Source organism: Paraburkholderia sp. GAS32 (genome assembly GCF_050434225.1).
GTDB lineage: Bacteria > Pseudomonadota > Gammaproteobacteria > Burkholderiales > Burkholderiaceae > Paraburkholderia > Paraburkholderia madseniana.
In genome coordinates, this window is sequence record NZ_JBNPVS010000003.1 from 145,490 (window position 1) to 163,343 (window position 17,854).

The following is a 17,854-nucleotide window of genomic DNA, read 5'->3' on the forward strand; positions in this document are numbered from 1 at the left end:
CGGCAGGGCTGCCCATACTCAAAATGAGTTAATGCAGCTGTTTTTTCAGATCGGAAAGTTCGGCATGAACCGAGGTGACGGCACTTTTTACTTTCGCATTTACATTGGTTGCACGTTGACACGCCTGCTCTGCACGGTCGCCGACCTGCTCAAGGTCGTCTATCCATTGACGCATGCGCTTTTCGTCTTTCGATTCAATTATTTTTTTTGCGCCTCCGGATTTTTTATCGAGTTGATCAACGCAGTCCATAAGCTCCTTAGGCACTGTGGCGTCGGCGTGACAGGCTTGCGAGGCTTTCTCAATGGTTTGCTCCAGATGGGTGAAACGCTTCTGGATTTCACTGGCTTGCAGCATGATGAACCTCCTCCTCGAAGGTTGTTCCGCAGTAAGTTTGGGCGCCGTTTTCCTGGATCCCAACGCGGTACCGTCAGCCTCGTCTGCCTGAGCCAACCGGCATATTGCTGCGCCGCGGTTCTCAGCCAATCGACGGGTGGCGGCCTGTTTACTATAGAACTCTCCACTGCAATCAGACAGGTCCCGTTCCTTCCGCGTGGCGCAAGCGGGCTGGCTGAGCCCGCCCGTTTCCCGGACTGTTGAGGAAGTGCGCCATCGTGGCGTTCTTCCCGAATCGTGCAGGCTGCAGCGTTGTGCGCTGCATCAATTGACCGACCCGGGACTTTTGGGATCTGAGCGATCTGGTGATGATGGCGCATTGAGGTCGGAGGTGTCATGGGGTGATCTCAGGACACGCATTTCCCTGTGTGCGCGTCAGTCTCCGCGTGTATCGAACGTGCCGCGTTGCAAAAACCGGTTACTCCATAGCCGCTCGATGCGCTCGCTGCAGGGACGGACGGCACGATCGATCGCCCGATGGCATTGGAACAGCGACTTGACGCATCGTGCAAAGAGTGTTGACCGCTGCCGTACAGATCTGCGGTGTCGGCGGTGAGAACGTATTAACGGACACATCGAGGTGTTGTGTGTCCCACACCGTTGCAGCCGAACAGACCGAAGAACTGGGCGCATGGGCGTCGCTCTGGCCTGTCGAATGCGCCGGGGCCGGGCTGTTGCTGCTGCCGTATCAAGCCAACGGTGAACGGATTGAGCGTGCGCGGTGCCTGTATGACGCCGGGCTAATCCCGGCTGAGGCGGCACACGGTAGGTTCGGTGTGTAGCACTGATCTTCACTCGACGCCGTCACGTGCGGGTTGGCTGAGCACACCCGGGCGGCGTCAGGCTAAGCACGTAGATAACTCAATTGTCGTCTGACCTGCGCGGTAGGTGCTCGTGCGGGACCGGCTCCGCCCCTGCGGCATAAGGATCGTCACCCGGAGTGCCTGGCGCAGGTTCAGGCGCCGGCGCCCTGGTGCCTGGCGTAACGCCGTGGATGGGGTGATCCGGAAGTCCTGGCCGGTGAATCGGTCGTGTGGTCGGGTTTGAGGGCATGATTTCCTCCTACGCTGACGAGACCAGCAACGACCATCATACCCCCATCGGAGACGCAGAACGTACCGGCTCCAGGCCCAGTTTTTGACTACCTTCAGCGAAACCGCAGACTGCTGACGCGGCTCGCCGGGCGCGGCCGAGCAATAGCGCGCGTTGTGCCCGCTACGCACACGGACGGCAAGATCAATCCGGTGAAAAACAGGAAAACGGTATGGCCCGGTCGATTGGCGGGGGCGTTGAACGCTACCGTACAGACGTATGTTCTCGCAGGTGAGAGGTTCACCACATGTCACAGACCTGGGGCAGCGCAATCGCGCAGACGCCAGCGTTCGAGACTATCGCTGGTCATTCGGGAATAGTTTGAAGCCACAGCACGTGCTCCAGAGAGAACGGCCAATGCGAATCGCACAGATTGCCCCGTTGCACGAGGCTGTTCCTCCGAAATTCTATGGCGGCACCGAGCGTGTAGTGTCCTACCTTACCGAGGCGCTCGTCGACCTGGGGCACGACGTGACGCTGTTCGCGAGCGGCGACTCGCGCACGAAGGCGACGCTCGATGCAGCGTGGCCGCGCGCATTGCGCCTCGACCCGTCTACCCGCGACGTGCTCGCCCCGCACATGCTGATGCTCGAACAGGTGCGCCGTGTTGCCCACGAATTCGACGTGTTGCACTTCCACCTCGACTATCTGCCGTTCTCGCTGTTTTCGCGGCTCGACACGCCGTTCGTGACGACACTGCACGGCCGCCTCGACCTGCCGGAACTGCAAGCCGTGTTCAATACGTTTCCGAAGGCGCCGGTCGTGTCGATCTCCAATTCGCAACGTTTGCCGCTACCGCAGGCAAATTGGCTCGACACCATTCATCACGGTCTACCCGAAGATTTGCTCACGCCGCAAACGCAGAAGGAGCCGCAATATCTCGCTTTCCTCGGTCGTATGTGTCCGGAGAAACGTCCCGATCTCGCTATCGAGATCGCTGCAAAAAGCGGCCTGCCGTTGAAGATCGCCGCCAAGGTGGACAAAGCTGACCAGGAATACTTCAGGACCGCGATTGAGCCGCTGCTGTCGCAGGCGCACGTTCAATTCCTCGGCGAAATCAACGAGCAGCAGAAGCCCGGGTTCCTCTCGGGTGCAAAGGCGCTGCTGTTCCCGATCGACTGGTCCGAGCCGTTCGGCCTTGTCATGATTGAGGCGATGGCGTGCGGGACTCCAGTGATTGCATTCAATCGCGGCTCGGTACCGGAGGTAATCGAGCAAGGTGTCACCGGCTATATCTGCGAAGACGTGCAGGGTGCCGTCGGTGCACTGCAACGTCTTGATGACCTGTCACGTACAGAGATCCGAACTCAGTTCGAACGCCGCTTCAGCGCCAGGACGATGGCGAGGAATTACGTCGACAGCTATACGTCACTCCTCCAGGCATCAAGGCGCCCGGTGTTGCGACGTGCCGCCGCGGGTTGATCGGCGCCTGGACAGTCTTCCAGGACGAAGCGATGACGCCGCAATCATGTTTCCACATGAAAAGCTGGACCTGTTCAGAAAAGCGCAGTGGATCAGGCTATTGGGTATCTGGATCAAGCCAACAGACATACTGACTGGACTGCTGGAAAAACCAACCGCTGCGCCGATGCGCCAAAGCGACTGGAAAGTGATGCGCGGGTTGCGAGTCAAATCCGGCTTATTCATCGAGACCTGTTTCGCGTTTTTGTACGCTTTCGTACCGCATTCGCGTTCGCCTGCGCGTAGCGTCAGGGACATCCAGGAACAACTTGGGGAAAATCATGCTGCGACGGACATTCATATGGAGTACGCCGGGATCGATCCTCGCTATTGGCCTCGCGGTCTCGGGGTGCACGACGACCGGAACATCCGACGCCAGTGGCCACCAGGCCGACAAGCGCCACACCATCGACACGGGCGTCGATTCGACCCTCGCACGTCTGTACACGACCGCCAACGGCTCACGTGAACTGGTCGGCAAGGCGCGTGGCGTATTAGTGTTCCCGTCGGTCATCGCCGCCGGCTTCTGGGTCGGCGGCCAGTATGGTGAAGGCTCGCTGCGAGTCGGTGGCAACACGGTCGGGTACTACAGCACTACGACCGGTTCGATCGGGCTTCAGATCGGCGCGCAATCGAAAGCCATCATTTTCCTGTTCATGACCGAGGATGCTCTCGCCCGATTCCGTAATAGCGAAGGCTGGTCGGCTGGCGGTGACGCGTCAGTGGCGGTACTGAAAGTCGGCGCGAACGGCAACATTGATACCACCACCGCGACGGCGCCAGTGGAAGCGTTTGTGCTCACAAACAGCGGGCTGATGGCCGGCGTAACGCTCGAAGGCACGAAGGTCACCAGGCTCAAATCACTATAGCGGGCGACGCAGGCGGTGCAGGTTTGTGTCTATTTGCCGTTTTCAATCTTACGGAGGAGGCATGCACATTCTCACGAACGCGGGTCCGCTGGTTTCGCTGATCGCCGGCATTCTGATTCTCGTGGTGCCTCGCCTGTTGAATTACATCGTTGCGATCTACCTGATCGTCATTGGACTGCTCGGTCTGTTCGGAGGACATCTCCATTGAACCGAAATCACCCGGTAAAAGAGCATGTTGCGAACATCGGTCCTTTTTAACGGAGATCTCGGGGCATCGGGGCGTCGACAGCCGGAAGCAGAGAAGGAGTATCGAACATGTTGCGAAGCATAAAGAGTCTTCATGGATGCACCGTCGCGGCGCGTGACGGCGACATCGGAAGTGTCGATGATGTTTATTTCGACGACGAAGCCTGGGGCGTGCGCTATCTCGTGGTCGACAGGGGAAACTGGATGCGTGAGCGGCAGGTACTGATCTCACCGTATTCGGTCAAACACATGGACCGGGAATCAGGCACCGTCCACGTGCATCTCGCACGGCAACAGGTGCAGGACAGTCCGAACATCGATACGCATAAGCCGGTGTCGCGTCAGCACGAAACCGAGTACCTCCTTTACTACGGCTACCCGACGTACTGGGGTGGTTTAAACCTGTGGGGGATGGGCTCCTCCCCCGCATTCGACATAAAGGACGTGCCGCCAGACCCGGCATCGGAGGCACTCCCGCGCCCCGACCCGGACCCACATCAGGCGCCCGTGGATGTCCATCTGCACAGCACAAATGCCGTAGAGGGCTATCACATCGAGGTGGCCGATGGCAGCATAGGCCATGTCTCCGGGTTCATCTTCGACGATGTTGCGTGGGCCATTCGTTATCTGACCGTCGATACGCGAAACTGGTGGCCCGGTGGCAAGGAGGTGCTGGTGGCAACGCGGTGGATCGACCTGATCGACTGGGTTGGCTCGACTGTTTCTACCAGACTCAGTCGCGACGCAATCAGGAGCAGTCCTGAGTACGACGACTCCGTTCCGCTCACCCGCGATTACGAAAAGAGGCTCCACGAGTTTCACGGCAGGGACGGATATTGGTAAGGATAGCGCGACATCTCGGCCTGTTCGCGCCGTGGGCGCAGCCGCCAGGATCAGTGTGATCCTGGCGTGCTTCGACTGTGCAATGTTCGCCGCGTCATCAGCGAATGGGTTTTCGGATGAGAAGTTTCCGGGCAGTCCTGCGTTCTACCGGAACTGGAGCGGTATAAACAGGCTTATGCCTGGTGCCGACTCCGGGGCGTAGACCACGGGTTGGGGGCGCATACACATAGTCCTGGTTACCGTAATAGTCGCCGCCACGGTGGTCATTGTCGGCATGTTGATAAGCCTGCCGGTTGTCCTGATCCGACTGATGCCCCTGGTTATACCGAGAGCCGTTATCCATGCCATGTTGCTGTGAATGCCCCTGGTTATGCTGATAGTTGTTATTCGCGCCATGCTGCTGTTGGCCCTCGTGGTTGCCGTTGCCGTCGTTGCCATTGCCTTCCCAAAGTCCGGCGCCATGGACATGCCGCCAACGGCCAATGCCAGGCCAACTGGAGTCATGATTCTGGTCCTCATCGAGCCCATGCACGCGGCTCGCACTCCTTGGGTTTTCATGATGTTCTCCTGTCTGCGATCCGGGACCTTATTGAGGTGCCAGTCCGCTTCCCGTTGCGGGTGTCTCGAGATCACCCTTTCTTTGCAGAGTGGTGATGGTCAGTCTGGAAAATCAGATCAGCATTCTTCTTCTGAACGTCGGACATGCTGTCGTACAGTGCCTGAAACGCGGGAGTGAGCTTTCTGATGCCTTCCGCATGGGCATCGGCGATCTGGCCATAGGACTTGAGATCGTCGACAGCGCTCATGCTGCTGGCGTTACTGGTCCGCGCCTGTCTGAGCGAGTCCATCGTGCCCGCATTGTCACGCATGACCTGCGCGACCTTTTGCCAAAGTTCTTCCTGCGCCGCGGTGATCTGAAGCCTCGTGCGAAGTCCACTGATGCGCGTATCGACCTGGTCATGGGTCGCAACGGTCATCACGCGTGCGCGCGGTTGAGTCTGGGTGGGCGAGGCAGCGCACGCAGGATTGGCGAACGCCGTTATCGCGAGAAAAAACGCTATCGCGAGCGCCGGTGCAGCTCGCGGTTGGGATGGAGGTGCAATGAGTCTCGTGATCGGTCTCCAAAGGAGTTCGATGGACTCGCGAACGGATGAACGTCAGTGCGGCGAATTCGATCGAACAGATCATCTTTGCGCCGACTTCCGACCGGCGTCTATCCGGTGCCGGACGCTTGCGCGCTGGAGCGCACTTGCTGAATCGCGGGAGCTGGTCAGCGCAGAAGCGAGCACGTTGTCCGGCTGCCTCACGGGCACGCCAGAGTTTCTCTTTCTTCAGGCGAACAGCGTTCCGTCTATTCCGTCTTGAGTACTACCAAACCACCTCTATCGGGATTGCGCGCCACGACAACCATGCTGACGCATTCGGGGTAGCGCCGATATAGCGAGAGGGAGCCGATGCAGGTTCACCCGTTGGCCAACGGCAGGGGCCGCCAGCTCGAGGCAGGAGGAACAGGGTAGGGCCGGCGGGTTCATGGGCGTTATCCGACATGAAAAAGTCGGCCGTCGTTCCGAGCAGTCCAGGATGACCATTCTGAGTGTGGCCATATCGAATGCGTTGAAACAGAAGTTTCAACGCGCACGCGAGTACGCTGCTCGTAACCTGGATTGAAGTCCGTACGGTGCCGTATCCGGTTTCGGACAGTCATTCTTGCGTCAGCGCTGCGTCGGCCGGACCCATGCTGCGCCAAAGACATGAACATGTTCAGCACGTGCTGGTGACGCGCTGTTGCAGAGGGAATCCGAGTTCGACTCCTCGCTGGTCGACTTCTCACCAGGCCGTGGATGGTGCGACCGGACAGCGTGACGATCGCTGCGGGCGAGATCTGCGCTTTGGACATGATGCTCGGGTTCCGTATCCGATTTTTCTACAGGACAGCGGATTTCTGATCGTTCGAACCCATCTCTTTCCTCATAGTGGGGACATCTCAAGATGGGGAGATTGCGCGCGTTGAACCGAGATGACAGTGATCTCGGTGCCGTTGTTCGAGTTACTTTTCTGTCACCGTAACATCGTTTCGTAAGGCACGTTGACAAGATGTACGGTAGCGTACCGACAGGCGTTCCGCGCGTGGGGATAATTGCGCGGCGTATGGCTGATGCCGACGTGTGTGATTCCGATGGCCGTGGCAGTCGCTGCGGCTTCTTTTTGTGCGGATACAAAAAAACAGCAGGTGGCACGGGAATTTCGGGAGGGGGCTGGTCTCGCGCACAGCCTTTTACGCAAACTCGCGTTGCATGCGTGCGAAGCGGGAGCTTTCAACGGAGTTCTGCCGCGCGGCAGCCGTTGCTGTTGCACAGACTGTTGGATTACCTTGAAGCCGCCGGCGCTTTAAAAGTGCAGATGGTCGAATTGTTCGACTCTTGGGTCAATTTTATGGATGAGGGTGCACCCCTTTGTCCAGCCTGCTATATCGAAGTGTCGAGACAGTCGCTGACTCTGTTAATGGGTAGACAGCGCACCTCGCCGAGAGTCTGCTTCGCCTGCGGCTCTCAACTCGGGGCGCCGCTTGAAAGTTAGCTTTTTTGCAAACGGCCTTCACAAACTTCGTAGATGCCACGCGTGATCGGCGACCTGCAGTCAAAGGACCAGTTCCCCGTGAACAACGTCGCGAGTGCGACGGAATTTGTAAAGCCGGGTATGGTTGAAAATTACGGGGCAAGCTCCTCCGAAAGCCGACCCAGTTCAATCCGCCTAGGCCAATCGCAATGCGCTCCATTGCCGGTGAGCCAGATGCCCATCAGATCGGCCATGTGATCTGTTCTCAATCATTCACTGCTGCGCGCGTGCGCAGCAAGCTGCCCGATAACCAGGTAGGAGAGCCGTTCCGCGTGGCCTTGATCGTCAGGGTTATTGAGGTAAGAATTTCTAAGCATGTTCGGTTTGAGTCTCCGCGACCTCGAAAGAGTTTTCTTCGATCCGATAGATTCGCGCCTGTGCAAAAAACGGCCAACGGAGAACACGGGGATGCTGTCTACACTGAAGTTGCGGGATATGACTCGCTTAGTAGGCTCTGATCGAGAGCGCCACCGCACTGAAAATAGTGCTGAAGTACCTGAAGTATGTCGTCTCAAGGCAGCGCCGGCAGGCTATTTGTGAACCTTGGTTAGCTTGCTGCCGCGGCGCTGATCGGGCTCGACATGTCGGGTTTAGTGACTTCATATGCGCGCGATAACTTGATTTCCCCGCGTTCGCCGAAAGACGTACCCGAATGCGAAGAGCGCGTAATATGGTACGTGCGGTAATTGTTACTCGAAAGAGATCTCGGTCACACTTTGTCAGCGCAAAGGGAATTTGCTCCATAGCAGCAGTTTTTTGCGATCTACGAAGTCGGCCATGGTGTTCTAGTGGGGGTGTCGTGTCATTGGGCTTCGACATCGCCGATCGATGCGCCAGTGGGCAAATACCGCGTCGCCGTGAGTAACGTCCGGCCGTGCCGCTGGCGCCACGCATAGAAAGACGAAACCAACATCCAGGGGCGCATCATGATGCACGTTTTTCTGGCAAACAACCGCAATGAACTGATAGAACGCTGCCGGGCGAAGGTGGCACAGAGGCCCGCGCGAGAAGCAACCGCGCAGCAACTTCAGAATGGGGTGCCGCTGTTCCTGGATCAGCTCATCAGGACGCTTCGAACGGAACAGACATCGGAGCCCCTGGACAGCCGCAAAATTTCAGGTCCCTCAGGCGGGGGGGCGTCCTTATCCGAAATCGGCGAGTCAGCGGCGCAGCACGGACGGGAGTTGTTGAAGCTCGGGTTCTCGGTTGACCAGGTCGTCCACGACTATGGGGACCTGTGCCAGGCAATTACTGATCTCGCGTACGAGCGCGATGCACCGTTTCTGATAGACGAGTTTCGAACCCTTAACCGCTGTCTGGACAACGCGATTGCCGATGCGGTCACCGAGTTCAGCTATCAGCGCGATTTTGCGCTTGCGGATCGGCAAGCTGTTGAAATGCATGAGCGGCTGGGGTTTTTCGCGCACGAACTGCGTAACTTTCTTCAGACTGCAACGCTCGCGTTTACCGCAGCAAAAACCGGAAATCTAAGTCTGTCTGGAGCCACAGGGTCGGTTCTGGAGCGGAGCCTGGACGGATTGCGTGATGTGATAGCTCACTCTCTGGACGAGGTTCGTACGGCCGCAGGAATTTCTCTGCAATCGAGGATGTTTTCTGTTGCCGACTTCATCGCTGAAGTGAAATATGCCGCTGACCTTGCGGCCCAGATTCGCGGATGCGTATTGACGGTTTCCACTGTAGATCCGCGGCTTGCCATCAGCGGGGATCGCGACCAGCTTTATTCGGCGGTTGGAAACCTGCTGCAAAACGCCTTCAAATTCACGCACTATCACACCGAAGTGACGTTGGACGCGTACGCGTCGTCGGACCGCGTCCTGATCGATGTGAAGGATCATTGTGGCGGTCTTCCGTCCGGTAACGCAGAAAGAATGTTCCTGCCGTTTACCCAGAACGGCACGGATAAGACCGGACTGGGGCTAGGTCTTTCAATCGCCAGGCGCAGCGTCGAGGCAAATAACGGTGTTCTCAGCGTCCGCGATGTGCCCGGCACCGGTTGTGTCTTCACGATCGCCTTGCCTCGATATGCAGTCTCCGCAAGCTGAGCGTTACCGCTGCCGGGTCATCTACGCACGCTACGCGGGTCGCGGCACACCGCTGAACCGACCCGTGTGGGGCCTTCACGGTGAAACGTAGCGATATTTCTCCAGTCTCCATGCGGGCAAAAATTCTCACTGGTTACCCAGGTCCTGAAATTGCTGCAACTGCAAAGCAACCTGGGGAATCGAAATGTTTACTACCGGAGTCACGCGCCTGCTCATCGGGGACGACGATCCAGATTTATTGGCCGCGTACGTACTGTTCTTTTGTGTTTGCGGTTTCGACATCCGGACCGCCAGGAACGGTGCAGACGCGCTCGCCGAATACGGCGCGTGGCATCCCGCTGCAGTGTTGCTCGATATCGAAATGCCGCGTCTCGACGGGCGCGCGGTGGCGAGAGAGATCCGCCGCGTCCGGGCGACACCTGCGCCACTGCTGGTGGCCATTACGGGTCTAACCGCGCTCTCTGAACGGGCGGAATCGATGCACAGCGGATTCGATCACCATTTCGTTAAGCCGGTTCTGATGCCGCTAGTCCTGGCTGCTATCACCATGGGGCTTGCTGCGCGTTGAACAGTGAACCTGTGCAACGCAGCAACCGCGATTTTTCAGGGGCGGAAGTTGAACGCGTCTTCGGCCCGGCAAGCACTGTCCGCGAATGTCTGTTTTTTTTTGCACCAAGGGGCCGTTGAAGGGGCGCCAGCAGTCTACCGGTTCAACCCACGCGGGGAGCACAGCCACATGGTGGGACGCGATGCGGCCGAAATCATCCAGGGCGTCGCGATCGCGGTAAAGATGGGCGCGAGCAAGGCGCAGTTCGACATGACGGTCGGCGTTCACCCGACTTCGGCCGAGGAATTCGTGACGATGAGGGGTCCGTGGGCGCCGCCCGCTTTGCCAACATGCCCGGTGTCCGGCGATCCGGGGTTACAGACGCCGCGATGAAACTGCAGGATGCCGGACCGATTCGTCACCATCGCTGCAGCCATATCGCGGCGTTGGAGTGGCCAGGGCTCGAAAAGCGCGAGTGCGAATGCTATGCCATGGTGAGGCGCGAGTTCGACAGGCTCTTACCTGATTTAACGGCGCGATAAAAGAGCGCCGTTCGTGTGCATCGACCATAGTGAGTCGGTGAGCGAAACCCGGACGACTTCGCGACGCTAACTGCGCTTCAAAGCAGCCGCCCGGGCAGTCTTTTCTCTTGATGACGCGCCCGTCAAACTGGTTTGACTAATTCCGCACCGTCGTTCCCAACGCGGTTGACTGACGGACTAACCGGAAACCACTCGAATTCTTCGGCGGGCACTGCCGCGCTGCGCGCGACATCTTCGACCTCCCGAGCGGATGTCGCTGGGTCCAGCCACTTGCGGGCGGCGTCAGCCGCGAATATCAATAGACTCCTGCCATGCACATCGAACAGGCCTGATCTGGCCGCTGTTGTGATGACGATGAACCCGTCATCATCGTGTGCTTCGTTGTCTGGTTGCAGGATGGCCACCCCGGCGAGGAACAGTGGCCCCGACCTTTTCGGCAATATCGCATAGGGTGTGCCTCACACCGTCGTCTGTCCCGATCCACTCGTACCAGGAGTCCGCAGGCACAATCACACGGCCCGAGCGCCAGAGAGTTTTCAGAAACGGGCTGTATGCGACATTTTCCGCGCGTGAGGTGACGATTTTGGGGAGAAACAGGGGGACGGACCCGGGAGGACGACAACCCCAATTGAGACTACGAATGATGCAGTCGGGGTAAATGACGAGTTGTCGAGTGCCCGGCACGGCGTTCCACGTCGGCGAATAGATGTCGAGCGGTTCGAGGGATTGGCCGATGTCGGTCGAAAGAGGGGATGCCGACAGGCCAAGCAGGCAGCACCGACAGCAAAATCGTCTAAAATTAATCTGCTCCGATCCTGATTTGAACAAGGGGAAGATAATGATTCGATTGATTGCATGGATGCTGATTGCCGGTACCGCGGTTCTCGCGGGCTGCAGCACGATGGCGGGCGCAGGCCAGGACATTTCGAAGGGCGGCCAGGCGATCAAGAATGAGGCACAAGAGCCCAAGTAAGGGAGCCAGCTGAGGGAGCGCGCCAGCGAAGTCAAGAGCCGAGGTCAACAAGCCCATTCGCTGCCAATCATCGCAGCAGACGCGGCGCCGTGATGGTGCCGCGTTTTCAATTGCGCTCGGTGATCGTCTTATTGTGCCGTGAGTTCGATTGCCGCCGTATCCGCATCGCTGCCCCGGGCAACAAGGATGTGGATGTCACCCGGTGTAATGTCGCCGATTCTGCGCTTCCTTCAACTTCAGTTCACCTGACTTCCCTCGCATTCATGGTTTGCTCCGTTTATCAGATCTGCTTTGCGACATCCAGTCCGTATGCCGTAGCATTCATTCGGGCTCTCCATTCCGCAAGTGGACGCGTCGAAACTCCACTCTGGCCCATTGATGCCAATCGGTTCTGGAGGGCCTCTACGTTCCTGTAGAACCCTGCGTCCCCAAAGGGAAGGCAGGGTCCATTTCACCTCGGTCGAACTCGGGCTTTGGTTGACGCTACAGAGGGCTGCAGTTTGCACGGCTTCGGTATAATCCAGCGGTCTTCAAGTGGCGCCAGCTTTTCGAAAACATGTCCTCCAAGCGAAACAAGTCTCTAGTTGGGCGAACCCGCAAGCCGCTGACAAAGGCACTCCTGCTGCCGATGGATCGCGCCTCGGCGCGCGAACGGTCCCTGTCCTGTCATCTTGCACTGGTGGCGTGTCGCGACGGCCATGGGAATGGCCATCTAGTCAACGAACTCATGCGTGCGGTGTACCTCGGTTGGTATTTGCAGCGCGCCGGCTACGGCCATCAGCCGGCGGAGCAGTTCAAGATTACCGAGTGCGCGGTTGAGACTACCTTGGCGTGCGCTCATGAGACGGGGGAGTGGCGACTCGCACCTGAGGCAATCAGCGACTTTGAGGCGCTGCTCGCGCTCTATGATGCTCAGCTTGAAAGCGTGCCTCTGCACAAGGTACTCGAAGCGGAAAGGCGACTCCGAGCTTTTCTCGCTGGTACTGCTAACTCCCCGTTATCGCGGCAGACCGGCCATATGAGGTTGCAGACCGTATGAGAGTGTCAACCTCACCAAATCCGTGGCGGGATCCTTTGCCACCGGGCTTTCCCGTCCTAAGTTGACACCCTCTGACCAGGAGAAAACCTGATGGTGAACTGCGTCAGCGCAAGCAGCCACAGCAAACGTCGCTCGTGCTTTGTGCTAATTGAATACATCGGTCAATTCCTTGTTTTTGTTCGACGCACGCCGCTTGCAAGGCTCGCGCAGTTCGTTGCGCGCATGCTGCGGACAGTCAGTCGTCGAGCGATTCATGTACCGCTTCGGCGCCCTGTTTCCAGTAGCTGGCCGCGCGAATGCGCGACTTGTCGACGCCACGTTCCGTGCACAGGTGGTAGCGCACTGCACGCATCGTCGCGGATTCGCCGGCGGCCCATACATAGCCTTCACCGTCTTCGGGCAAGTAGATTTCGCGTACCGCTTGCAGCAACGTCTCGCCGCGATAGTCCGATTCGCTGCGATGGCGCCAGACCATGTGCAATTCGGCCTGCGTTGCGAATTCGATCTGTGCCGACGGATCGGCCACTTCGATCACCGCCGCGACGCGTGTGCCGGCAGGCAACTCTTCCAGGCGGCGAGCAATTGCCGGCAGCGCGGTGTCGTCGCCGATCAGCAGATGCCAGTCGAAGCCCGTCGGTATCACCAGCGAGCCGCGCGGGCCGCCGATACCGAGGTACTGGCCCACTTTGGCTTGCGCCGCCCACGTTGCAGCCGGGCCGGCCTTGTGCATGGCGAACTCGATGTCCAGTTCGCGCGCTTCAGCGTCGAAGCGGCGCGGCGTGAAATCGCGGGCAATCGGCCGCTGGCCCTCGGGAAACACGGGGCCGTCAGGGCCGGCTTCTGGCAGTACGGGCTTGTCGGCGCCGGGTTCGGGGAAGAACACTTTGATGTGATCGTCGAACGAAGCGGAGACGAAGTCGTGCAGATCCTCGCCCGTGAAGGTCACGCGAATCAGATGCGGGTTCAGCGCTTGGACCTTTTTGACCTGCAACAGACGGAACTTCAGCGGATGCCGCACGCGGTGGACTGCCAGATCGGCTCGGTTGTCGTTTGTCAGCATAAGGGTGCCACTCCTGTTGGTTTGATTCGCGCGCGAAGGTGCGCATGGGCACCTTCGAACGCGGGTGTTGGATAGCGCGATCTCAAGCGGCCGGTTTGCTGCCTTGATTACCGCCTTGATCGCTGCCGGGATTGCCTTCGCCTTCGATTTCATTCGCCGCACGCATCAGGATCGCGGCGATGCGGCGCTGTTCGGCGGCCGGCACGTTGTCACGGCGCAGGAGCGCATGCTTTAGCGCGCGACGTGCTTCGCTCAGTTCGGGCAGCCAGCCGCCTTCGCTGATGTCGGCGGGCTCCTCGCCGGCAAACGCGCGGCGCACGGAATCCATCTTGCGGGCGATATGCGACAGTTTGGCGAGCATCAATTCGACGCGGTCGCGGTTGATGGCCAGGTACTCGCGGCCCGCTTCCGACAGTTCGTAACGCTTGCGATTGCCTTCGAGTTGCACGGTCACGTAGCCGAGTTCTTCCAGATACGTGAGCGCCGGATAGACCATGCCCGGGCTCGGACTGTAGAAGCCGTTCGAGCGCGTTTCGAGCGCCTTGATCAGCTCGTAGCCGTGGCTCGGCTGCGCGTTGATCATCGAGAGCAGCAGCAATTGCAGATCGTCGGAGCTGAATTTGCGGCCGCGCGGAAAACCGTCGCCGTCGCCGCCGAAGCCGCCCGGGCCACCGCCGCCGAAGCGTCCGCCGCGACCGCCGCCGCGGTAGTCGTCATGGCGGCCGATTGCGTGCCACAGTGCGTGAAGCGAGAAGCGGTCGTAGCCGTGATGGCCGGAGCGGTGACCGTGACCGAAACCGTCGCGGTCGCTGTGGTCATTGCGTCCGCCGTGGCGGCCATGGCTACGCTCGTTGCCGTGGAACTCGTGCCGGTCGCCGCGGCTACGCTCTTCGCGATGAAACTCGTGCCAGTCGCCGCGGCCGCCATGACGGCGTTCGAAGTCTTCGCCGCGTTGTTCGCCGCCGCGCTCGCCGCGGAACTCGTAATGACGGGCGAAGGCATGCCAAAGCGCATGCAGCGACGGGCGGTCATGCCCTGCGAAGAAACCTTCGTCCGCGCCACGCGAACGGGAAAAACGATGGTGATGACGCATGCTGGGGACTCCCATTTGTGTCTCAAGATGTGTCGTAAGATATATATCTAAAGATAGTTTGTCAAACTCATTTTTTGCACCGCTGTGGCTCGGATTGGGCTTTTAATGCCACTGAGTCATTAAGCAAATGACATTCATGCTCTCGTGAAATCATCGGGAAACGCCGAGAATCACGCTCAGAACGGTATTGACCGTGTTCAAGGAGCGATGAAGATGTATGCAATCACCGGTGTGACAGGGAAGGTGGGCGGCGCGGCAGCACGCGCGTTATTGGACGCGGGACACGCAGTGCGCGCTGTCTTACGCGACAAAAAGAAGGCGGCGGAGTGGGTTGAGCGGGGCGCCGAAGTGGCGATCGCGTCCTTCGAAGACGCGGATGCACTCGCCGCGGCGTTTAGCGGTACGGCGGGCGCCTTCGTGATGGTGGCGCCGAATTTCGCGCCGCAGCCGGGCTATCCGAACGCTCGCGCGGCGGTGGCGGCGCTGAAAGAGGCGCTGGTGACGGCGAGGCCGCAGCGCGTCGCGGCGCTCTCGTCGATCGGCGGGCAGCGCGAGTCGGGTCTCGGTCTCATTGCGCAGGTGCATATTCTTGAGGAAGCACTTGCGGACCTGCAGATTCCGACGGCAATTTTGCGGCCCGCGTGGTTTATGGAGAATTCGCTGTGGGATATCGCGCCGGCGCGCGAGACGGGTGTGATGTCGAGCTTCCTGCAACCGCTCGATCGTGCGTATCCGATGATTGCAACCGCGGATATCGGCCGGGTGATCGCTGAAACGCTGACTCAGTCGTGGCAGGGGCGCCGCGTGATCGAGATGGAAGGGCCGCAGCGCTATAAGCAAAACGAGATCGCCGCGATGCTGGGCGGCGTGCTTGGATGCTCGGTGATGGCTCAGGCTGTGCCGCACGATCAGTGGGAGGCGCTGTTCCAGTCGCAAGGCACGGCGTGGCCTGTGCCGCGCATCGAGATGATCGACGGCTTCAATTCAGGGTGGATCGATTTCGAAGGCGGCGTTAATGAGCGGGTGATTGGCAGCACCGGTTATCAGACGGTGTTGGCGGAGTTGGTTGAGCGGGCGGGCTAGGAGGTCGGCCGATGGGGGCGGTGGTGGCATGACGAGGATGGAGAACATCCGGTAAGCGCGCCACGCGGCAACTGCGGTGGTGACAAAGAATCAAAAAATCGACCGCCCAGTAATCGTGGTCAACAATTCCAGTGCCTTCGCGCCGGCAAGTGAGTTGCCGTTCGCGTCGAGCCCGGGCGACCACACGCAGACCGCCATCTCGCCCGGCAGTATCGCGACGATGCCACCACCCACGCCGCTCTTCGCCGGCAAGCCGACACGAAAGACGAAGTCGCCGGCAGCGTCGTAGGTGCCGCAGGTTAGCATCAGGGCCGACAAACGCTTGGTCGAACTGCTGTCGAGGATGCGTTCCCCGGTCGAAGGCACAACGCCTCCATTACTCAGAAACAACGCAGCCTTGGCCAGCTCGACACAGCTCATCGAAATCGCGCATTGCCGGCAATACGCCTCGACCACCGCGTGGACGGGCATGTCCATGTTGCCGAAGCTCGCGATGAAATGCGCCATCGCCTGGTTGCGGTCTGCATGTTGAAGCTCTGACTGCGCGACGCGCGAATCGTAGTCGATCGTGATCTCACCGGTCAGCCGCCGCATAAACTCCACCAGCGCCGTCTCGGCACGCACGAAGCGGCGGCACAGCACATCGGTGACGACCAGTGCCCCAGCGTTGATAAACGGGTTGCGCGGCTTGCCTTGCTCTGCTTCAAGCTGCACCAGCGAATTGAACGGCGTGCCCGACGGTTCGCGGCCGACGCGCTGCCACAGTTCGTCGCCGAGCAGCCGGAAAGCCATGGTGCAGGCGAACAACTTGGAGATACTCTGAATCGAAAAGCGTGTATCGGCCTGGCCGATGCGGAAGACCTCGCCGGACGGCGTGACGATCGCCATGCCAAAGCTGTTGGCCGGGACTTTTGCCAGCTCGGGAATGTAATCAGCGACCTTGCCGGTGCCCAGAAAAGGCTGGAGATCGCGATGAATATGTTCGAGGATGGATGCGTAGTTCATTGGGCTCGGACCGTTTGAAGCCGCGATTCTACTGGCAACCTGGCGCAAATTGTTCATGCGGCAAGGCGCGCCGGGTTCGAACAGCGTTTCGCGAAGGCTATGCTAGTCTTACTGTGTTTCTTACAGTAACCGGGTAAAACAGACATTTCATGACGCAAGCCTTCGATCCGGACGGCGTCGCGCGTCCGGTATTCGTGGTCGATGAGCGTTACAACGTGCTGGACGAACCGTGGCGCGCCTACCGTCGCGCGCGGCTGATCCACGTGAGCGCCGGCGTGCTGACCGTGCGCACCGAAACCTCACGATGGGTCGTGCCAACGGGGCACGCGCTCTGGCTGATGGCGAACGTGCAGCATTACCTGTCGGCCGCCGAGCCGGTGCAACTCCATTCGCTGTATGCCGATGCGGACGCTGCGCCGCTACCCGCGCAAAGCGTTGCCCTGGCGCTCGACCCTCTGGCGGAAGCTTTGCTGGGTGCCGCAGCAGAACTACCGTACGACAAACCGTTCGACGAACCCGCCGAGCGTCTTCTGCAAGTCTTGCTGGACCGCCTGTCGGGGTTGCCCACGGCCCCTCTGGCGTTGCACTGGCCACAAGATCCACGGATCCAGCGGATCGCCGAAGCGCTGAGCGCTAACCCGGCGGAACCGGCGGTGCTCGACGATCTGGCCCGGGCCGCCGGCGTTACCGCTCGCACGGCGGCACGCCTTTTCGTCAAGGAGACCGGGCAGACCTTCGGCCAGTGGCGGCAGCAACTGCGATTGCTGGTGGCACTGGAGCACCTCGGCGCCGGGGCGAGCGTCACGCAGGTGGCGCTCGAAGTTGGCTACAACGATGTGTCCTCGTTTATCGCGGTGTTCCGGGATGCCTTCGGCGACACGCCCGCCCGCTATTTCCGCTGACTCCGTTAACTCCGTTGAGGCAGCGC

General features: G+C 59.6%; 19 protein-coding genes and 2 pseudogenes. 13 read left to right on the forward strand and 8 right to left on the reverse strand.

Annotation, left to right across the window (positions count from 1 at the left end; genetic code table 11):
- Positions 1–28: 28 nt before the first annotated feature.
- Entirely contained in the window at positions 29–355 is a 327-nt protein-coding gene (locus tag P3T25_RS04660) for a hypothetical protein (RefSeq protein ID WP_154565968.1), read from the reverse strand.
- A gap of 626 nt (positions 356–981) precedes the next feature.
- Here P3T25_RS04660 and P3T25_RS04665 point away from each other — a divergent pair.
- The 5 genes from P3T25_RS04665 (at position 982) to P3T25_RS04685 (ending at position 4,905) form a co-directional block, all read left to right on the forward strand.
- Positions 982–1,176, forward strand: coding sequence for a hypothetical protein (locus P3T25_RS04665; protein ID WP_429357601.1), 195 nt, complete (start codon positions 982–984; stop codon positions 1,174–1,176).
- Positions 1,177–1,843: 667 nt separating this feature from the next.
- Positions 1,844–2,908 (forward strand): glycosyltransferase family 4 protein, encoded by a 1,065-nt coding sequence (locus P3T25_RS04670; protein ID WP_429357602.1) that lies wholly within the window; start codon positions 1,844–1,846, stop codon positions 2,906–2,908.
- Positions 2,909–3,228: 320 nt separating this feature from the next.
- Positions 3,229–3,816, forward strand: a complete 588-nt coding sequence (locus P3T25_RS04675; protein ID WP_408517112.1) for a BPSL1445 family SYLF domain-containing lipoprotein — start codon at positions 3,229–3,231, stop codon at positions 3,814–3,816.
- A gap of 61 nt (positions 3,817–3,877) precedes the next feature.
- Positions 3,878–4,024: a DUF3096 domain-containing protein gene (locus tag P3T25_RS04680; RefSeq protein WP_115102851.1), complete on the forward strand. Its 147-nt coding sequence runs from the start codon at positions 3,878–3,880 to the stop codon at positions 4,022–4,024.
- Positions 4,025–4,131: 107 nt separating this feature from the next.
- Positions 4,132–4,905 (forward strand): PRC-barrel domain-containing protein, encoded by a 774-nt coding sequence (locus tag P3T25_RS04685; protein ID WP_429357603.1) that lies wholly within the window; start codon positions 4,132–4,134, stop codon positions 4,903–4,905.
- A gap of 97 nt (positions 4,906–5,002) precedes the next feature.
- On the opposite strand, the gene P3T25_RS04690 is transcribed toward P3T25_RS04685, so the two are convergent.
- On the reverse strand, positions 5,003–5,437 hold the full coding sequence (locus tag P3T25_RS04690; protein WP_429357604.1) for a hypothetical protein: 435 nt from the start codon (positions 5,435–5,437) through the stop codon (positions 5,003–5,005).
- A 97-nt stretch (positions 5,438–5,534) separates the two neighbouring features.
- Positions 5,535–5,882, reverse strand: coding sequence for a Spy/CpxP family protein refolding chaperone (locus P3T25_RS04695; RefSeq protein WP_171928722.1), 348 nt, complete (start codon positions 5,880–5,882; stop codon positions 5,535–5,537).
- 2,565 nt (positions 5,883–8,447) lie between these two features.
- Here P3T25_RS04695 and P3T25_RS04700 point away from each other — a divergent pair.
- From P3T25_RS04700 to P3T25_RS04715, 4 genes and pseudogenes are all read left to right on the forward strand, one after another.
- Positions 8,448–9,584: a sensor histidine kinase gene (locus P3T25_RS04700; RefSeq protein WP_429357605.1), complete on the forward strand. Its 1,137-nt coding sequence runs from the start codon at positions 8,448–8,450 to the stop codon at positions 9,582–9,584.
- A gap of 184 nt (positions 9,585–9,768) precedes the next feature.
- Positions 9,769–10,152, forward strand: a complete 384-nt coding sequence (locus P3T25_RS04705) for a response regulator (protein ID WP_171928724.1) — start codon at positions 9,769–9,771, stop codon at positions 10,150–10,152.
- A 159-nt stretch (positions 10,153–10,311) separates the two neighbouring features.
- A pseudogene (locus P3T25_RS04710) lies at positions 10,312–10,524 on the forward strand (hypothetical protein); the annotation flags it as partial.
- A pseudogene (locus P3T25_RS04715) lies at positions 10,476–10,673 on the forward strand (Crp/Fnr family transcriptional regulator); the annotation flags it as partial. The pseudogenes P3T25_RS04710 and P3T25_RS04715, both read left to right, overlap by 49 nt.
- 122 nt (positions 10,674–10,795) lie before the next feature.
- On the opposite strand, the gene P3T25_RS04720 reads toward P3T25_RS04715, so the two are convergent.
- Together P3T25_RS04720 and P3T25_RS04725 are read right to left on the reverse strand one after the other, a co-directional pair.
- Complete coding sequence (locus tag P3T25_RS04720) at positions 10,796–11,116, reverse strand: SOS response-associated peptidase family protein (protein WP_429357690.1); 321 nt, start codon at positions 11,114–11,116, stop codon at positions 10,796–10,798.
- On the reverse strand, positions 11,040–11,573 hold the full coding sequence (locus P3T25_RS04725) for an SOS response-associated peptidase family protein (RefSeq protein WP_429357606.1): 534 nt from the start codon (positions 11,571–11,573) through the stop codon (positions 11,040–11,042). Before P3T25_RS04725 ends, P3T25_RS04720 begins: the two co-directional genes overlap by 77 nt.
- Between P3T25_RS04725 and P3T25_RS04730 the strand changes: the two genes are divergently transcribed.
- Complete coding sequence (locus P3T25_RS04730; protein ID WP_154565978.1) at positions 11,512–11,646, forward strand: entericidin A/B family lipoprotein; 135 nt, start codon at positions 11,512–11,514, stop codon at positions 11,644–11,646. The genes P3T25_RS04725 and P3T25_RS04730 overlap by 62 nt on opposite strands.
- A gap of 556 nt (positions 11,647–12,202) precedes the next feature.
- Entirely contained in the window at positions 12,203–12,685 is a 483-nt protein-coding gene (locus P3T25_RS04735; protein WP_429357607.1) for a hypothetical protein, read from the forward strand.
- Positions 12,686–12,920: 235 nt separating this feature from the next.
- Here the strand turns inward: P3T25_RS04735 and P3T25_RS04740 are convergent, their stop codons facing one another.
- A complete protein-coding gene (locus P3T25_RS04740; protein ID WP_429357608.1) occupies positions 12,921–13,745 on the reverse strand; it encodes a siderophore-interacting protein in 825 nt (274 codons plus the stop codon).
- An 82-nt stretch (positions 13,746–13,827) separates the two neighbouring features.
- Positions 13,828–14,838, reverse strand: coding sequence for a PadR family transcriptional regulator (locus tag P3T25_RS04745; RefSeq protein WP_429357691.1), 1,011 nt, complete (start codon positions 14,836–14,838; stop codon positions 13,828–13,830).
- Between the two features lie 213 nt (positions 14,839–15,051).
- Between P3T25_RS04745 and P3T25_RS04750 the strand changes: the two genes are divergently transcribed.
- On the forward strand, positions 15,052–15,921 hold the full coding sequence (locus P3T25_RS04750) for an NmrA family NAD(P)-binding protein (protein WP_429357609.1): 870 nt from the start codon (positions 15,052–15,054) through the stop codon (positions 15,919–15,921).
- A gap of 90 nt (positions 15,922–16,011) precedes the next feature.
- Here the strand turns inward: P3T25_RS04750 and P3T25_RS04755 are convergent, their stop codons facing one another.
- On the reverse strand, positions 16,012–16,926 hold the full coding sequence (locus P3T25_RS04755) for a glutaminase (RefSeq protein WP_171929509.1): 915 nt from the start codon (positions 16,924–16,926) through the stop codon (positions 16,012–16,014).
- A 149-nt stretch (positions 16,927–17,075) separates the two neighbouring features.
- Between P3T25_RS04755 and P3T25_RS04760 the strand changes: the two genes are divergently transcribed.
- Positions 17,076–17,828 carry an AraC family transcriptional regulator gene (locus P3T25_RS04760; protein ID WP_171929508.1) on the forward strand — a complete coding sequence of 251 codons (753 nt, stop codon included), beginning with the start codon at positions 17,076–17,078 and terminating at the stop codon, positions 17,826–17,828.
- The last annotated feature ends 26 nt before the right edge of the window (positions 17,829–17,854 follow it).

Bases quoted from the DNA above. Each gene is read 5' to 3' on its own strand.
- P3T25_RS04660 (WP_154565968.1), bottom strand. From the start codon at position 355: ATGCTGCAAGCCAGTGAAATCCAGAAGCGTTTCACCCATCTGGAGCAA.
- P3T25_RS04670 (WP_429357602.1), top strand. From the start codon at position 1,844: ATGCGAATCGCACAGATTGCCCCGTTGCACGAGGCTGTTCCTCCGAAA.
- P3T25_RS04675 (WP_408517112.1), top strand. From the start codon at position 3,229: ATGCTGCGACGGACATTCATATGGAGTACGCCGGGATCGATCCTCGCT.
- P3T25_RS04680 (WP_115102851.1), top strand. From the start codon at position 3,878: ATGCACATTCTCACGAACGCGGGTCCGCTGGTTTCGCTGATCGCCGGC.
- P3T25_RS04685 (WP_429357603.1), top strand. From the start codon at position 4,132: ATGTTGCGAAGCATAAAGAGTCTTCATGGATGCACCGTCGCGGCGCGT.
- P3T25_RS04695 (WP_171928722.1), bottom strand. From the start codon at position 5,882: ATGACCGTTGCGACCCATGACCAGGTCGATACGCGCATCAGTGGACTT.
- P3T25_RS04700 (WP_429357605.1), top strand. From the start codon at position 8,448: ATGATGCACGTTTTTCTGGCAAACAACCGCAATGAACTGATAGAACGC.
- P3T25_RS04705 (WP_171928724.1), top strand. From the start codon at position 9,769: ATGTTTACTACCGGAGTCACGCGCCTGCTCATCGGGGACGACGATCCA.
- P3T25_RS04730 (WP_154565978.1), top strand. From the start codon at position 11,512: ATGATTCGATTGATTGCATGGATGCTGATTGCCGGTACCGCGGTTCTC.
- P3T25_RS04735 (WP_429357607.1), top strand. From the start codon at position 12,203: ATGTCCTCCAAGCGAAACAAGTCTCTAGTTGGGCGAACCCGCAAGCCG.
- P3T25_RS04740 (WP_429357608.1), bottom strand. From the start codon at position 13,745: ATGCTGACAAACGACAACCGAGCCGATCTGGCAGTCCACCGCGTGCGG.
- P3T25_RS04745 (WP_429357691.1), bottom strand. From the start codon at position 14,838: ATGCGTCATCACCATCGTTTTTCCCGTTCGCGTGGCGCGGACGAAGGT.
- P3T25_RS04750 (WP_429357609.1), top strand. From the start codon at position 15,052: ATGTATGCAATCACCGGTGTGACAGGGAAGGTGGGCGGCGCGGCAGCA.
- P3T25_RS04755 (WP_171929509.1), bottom strand. From the start codon at position 16,926: ATGAACTACGCATCCATCCTCGAACATATTCATCGCGATCTCCAGCCT.
- P3T25_RS04760 (WP_171929508.1), top strand. From the start codon at position 17,076: ATGACGCAAGCCTTCGATCCGGACGGCGTCGCGCGTCCGGTATTCGTG.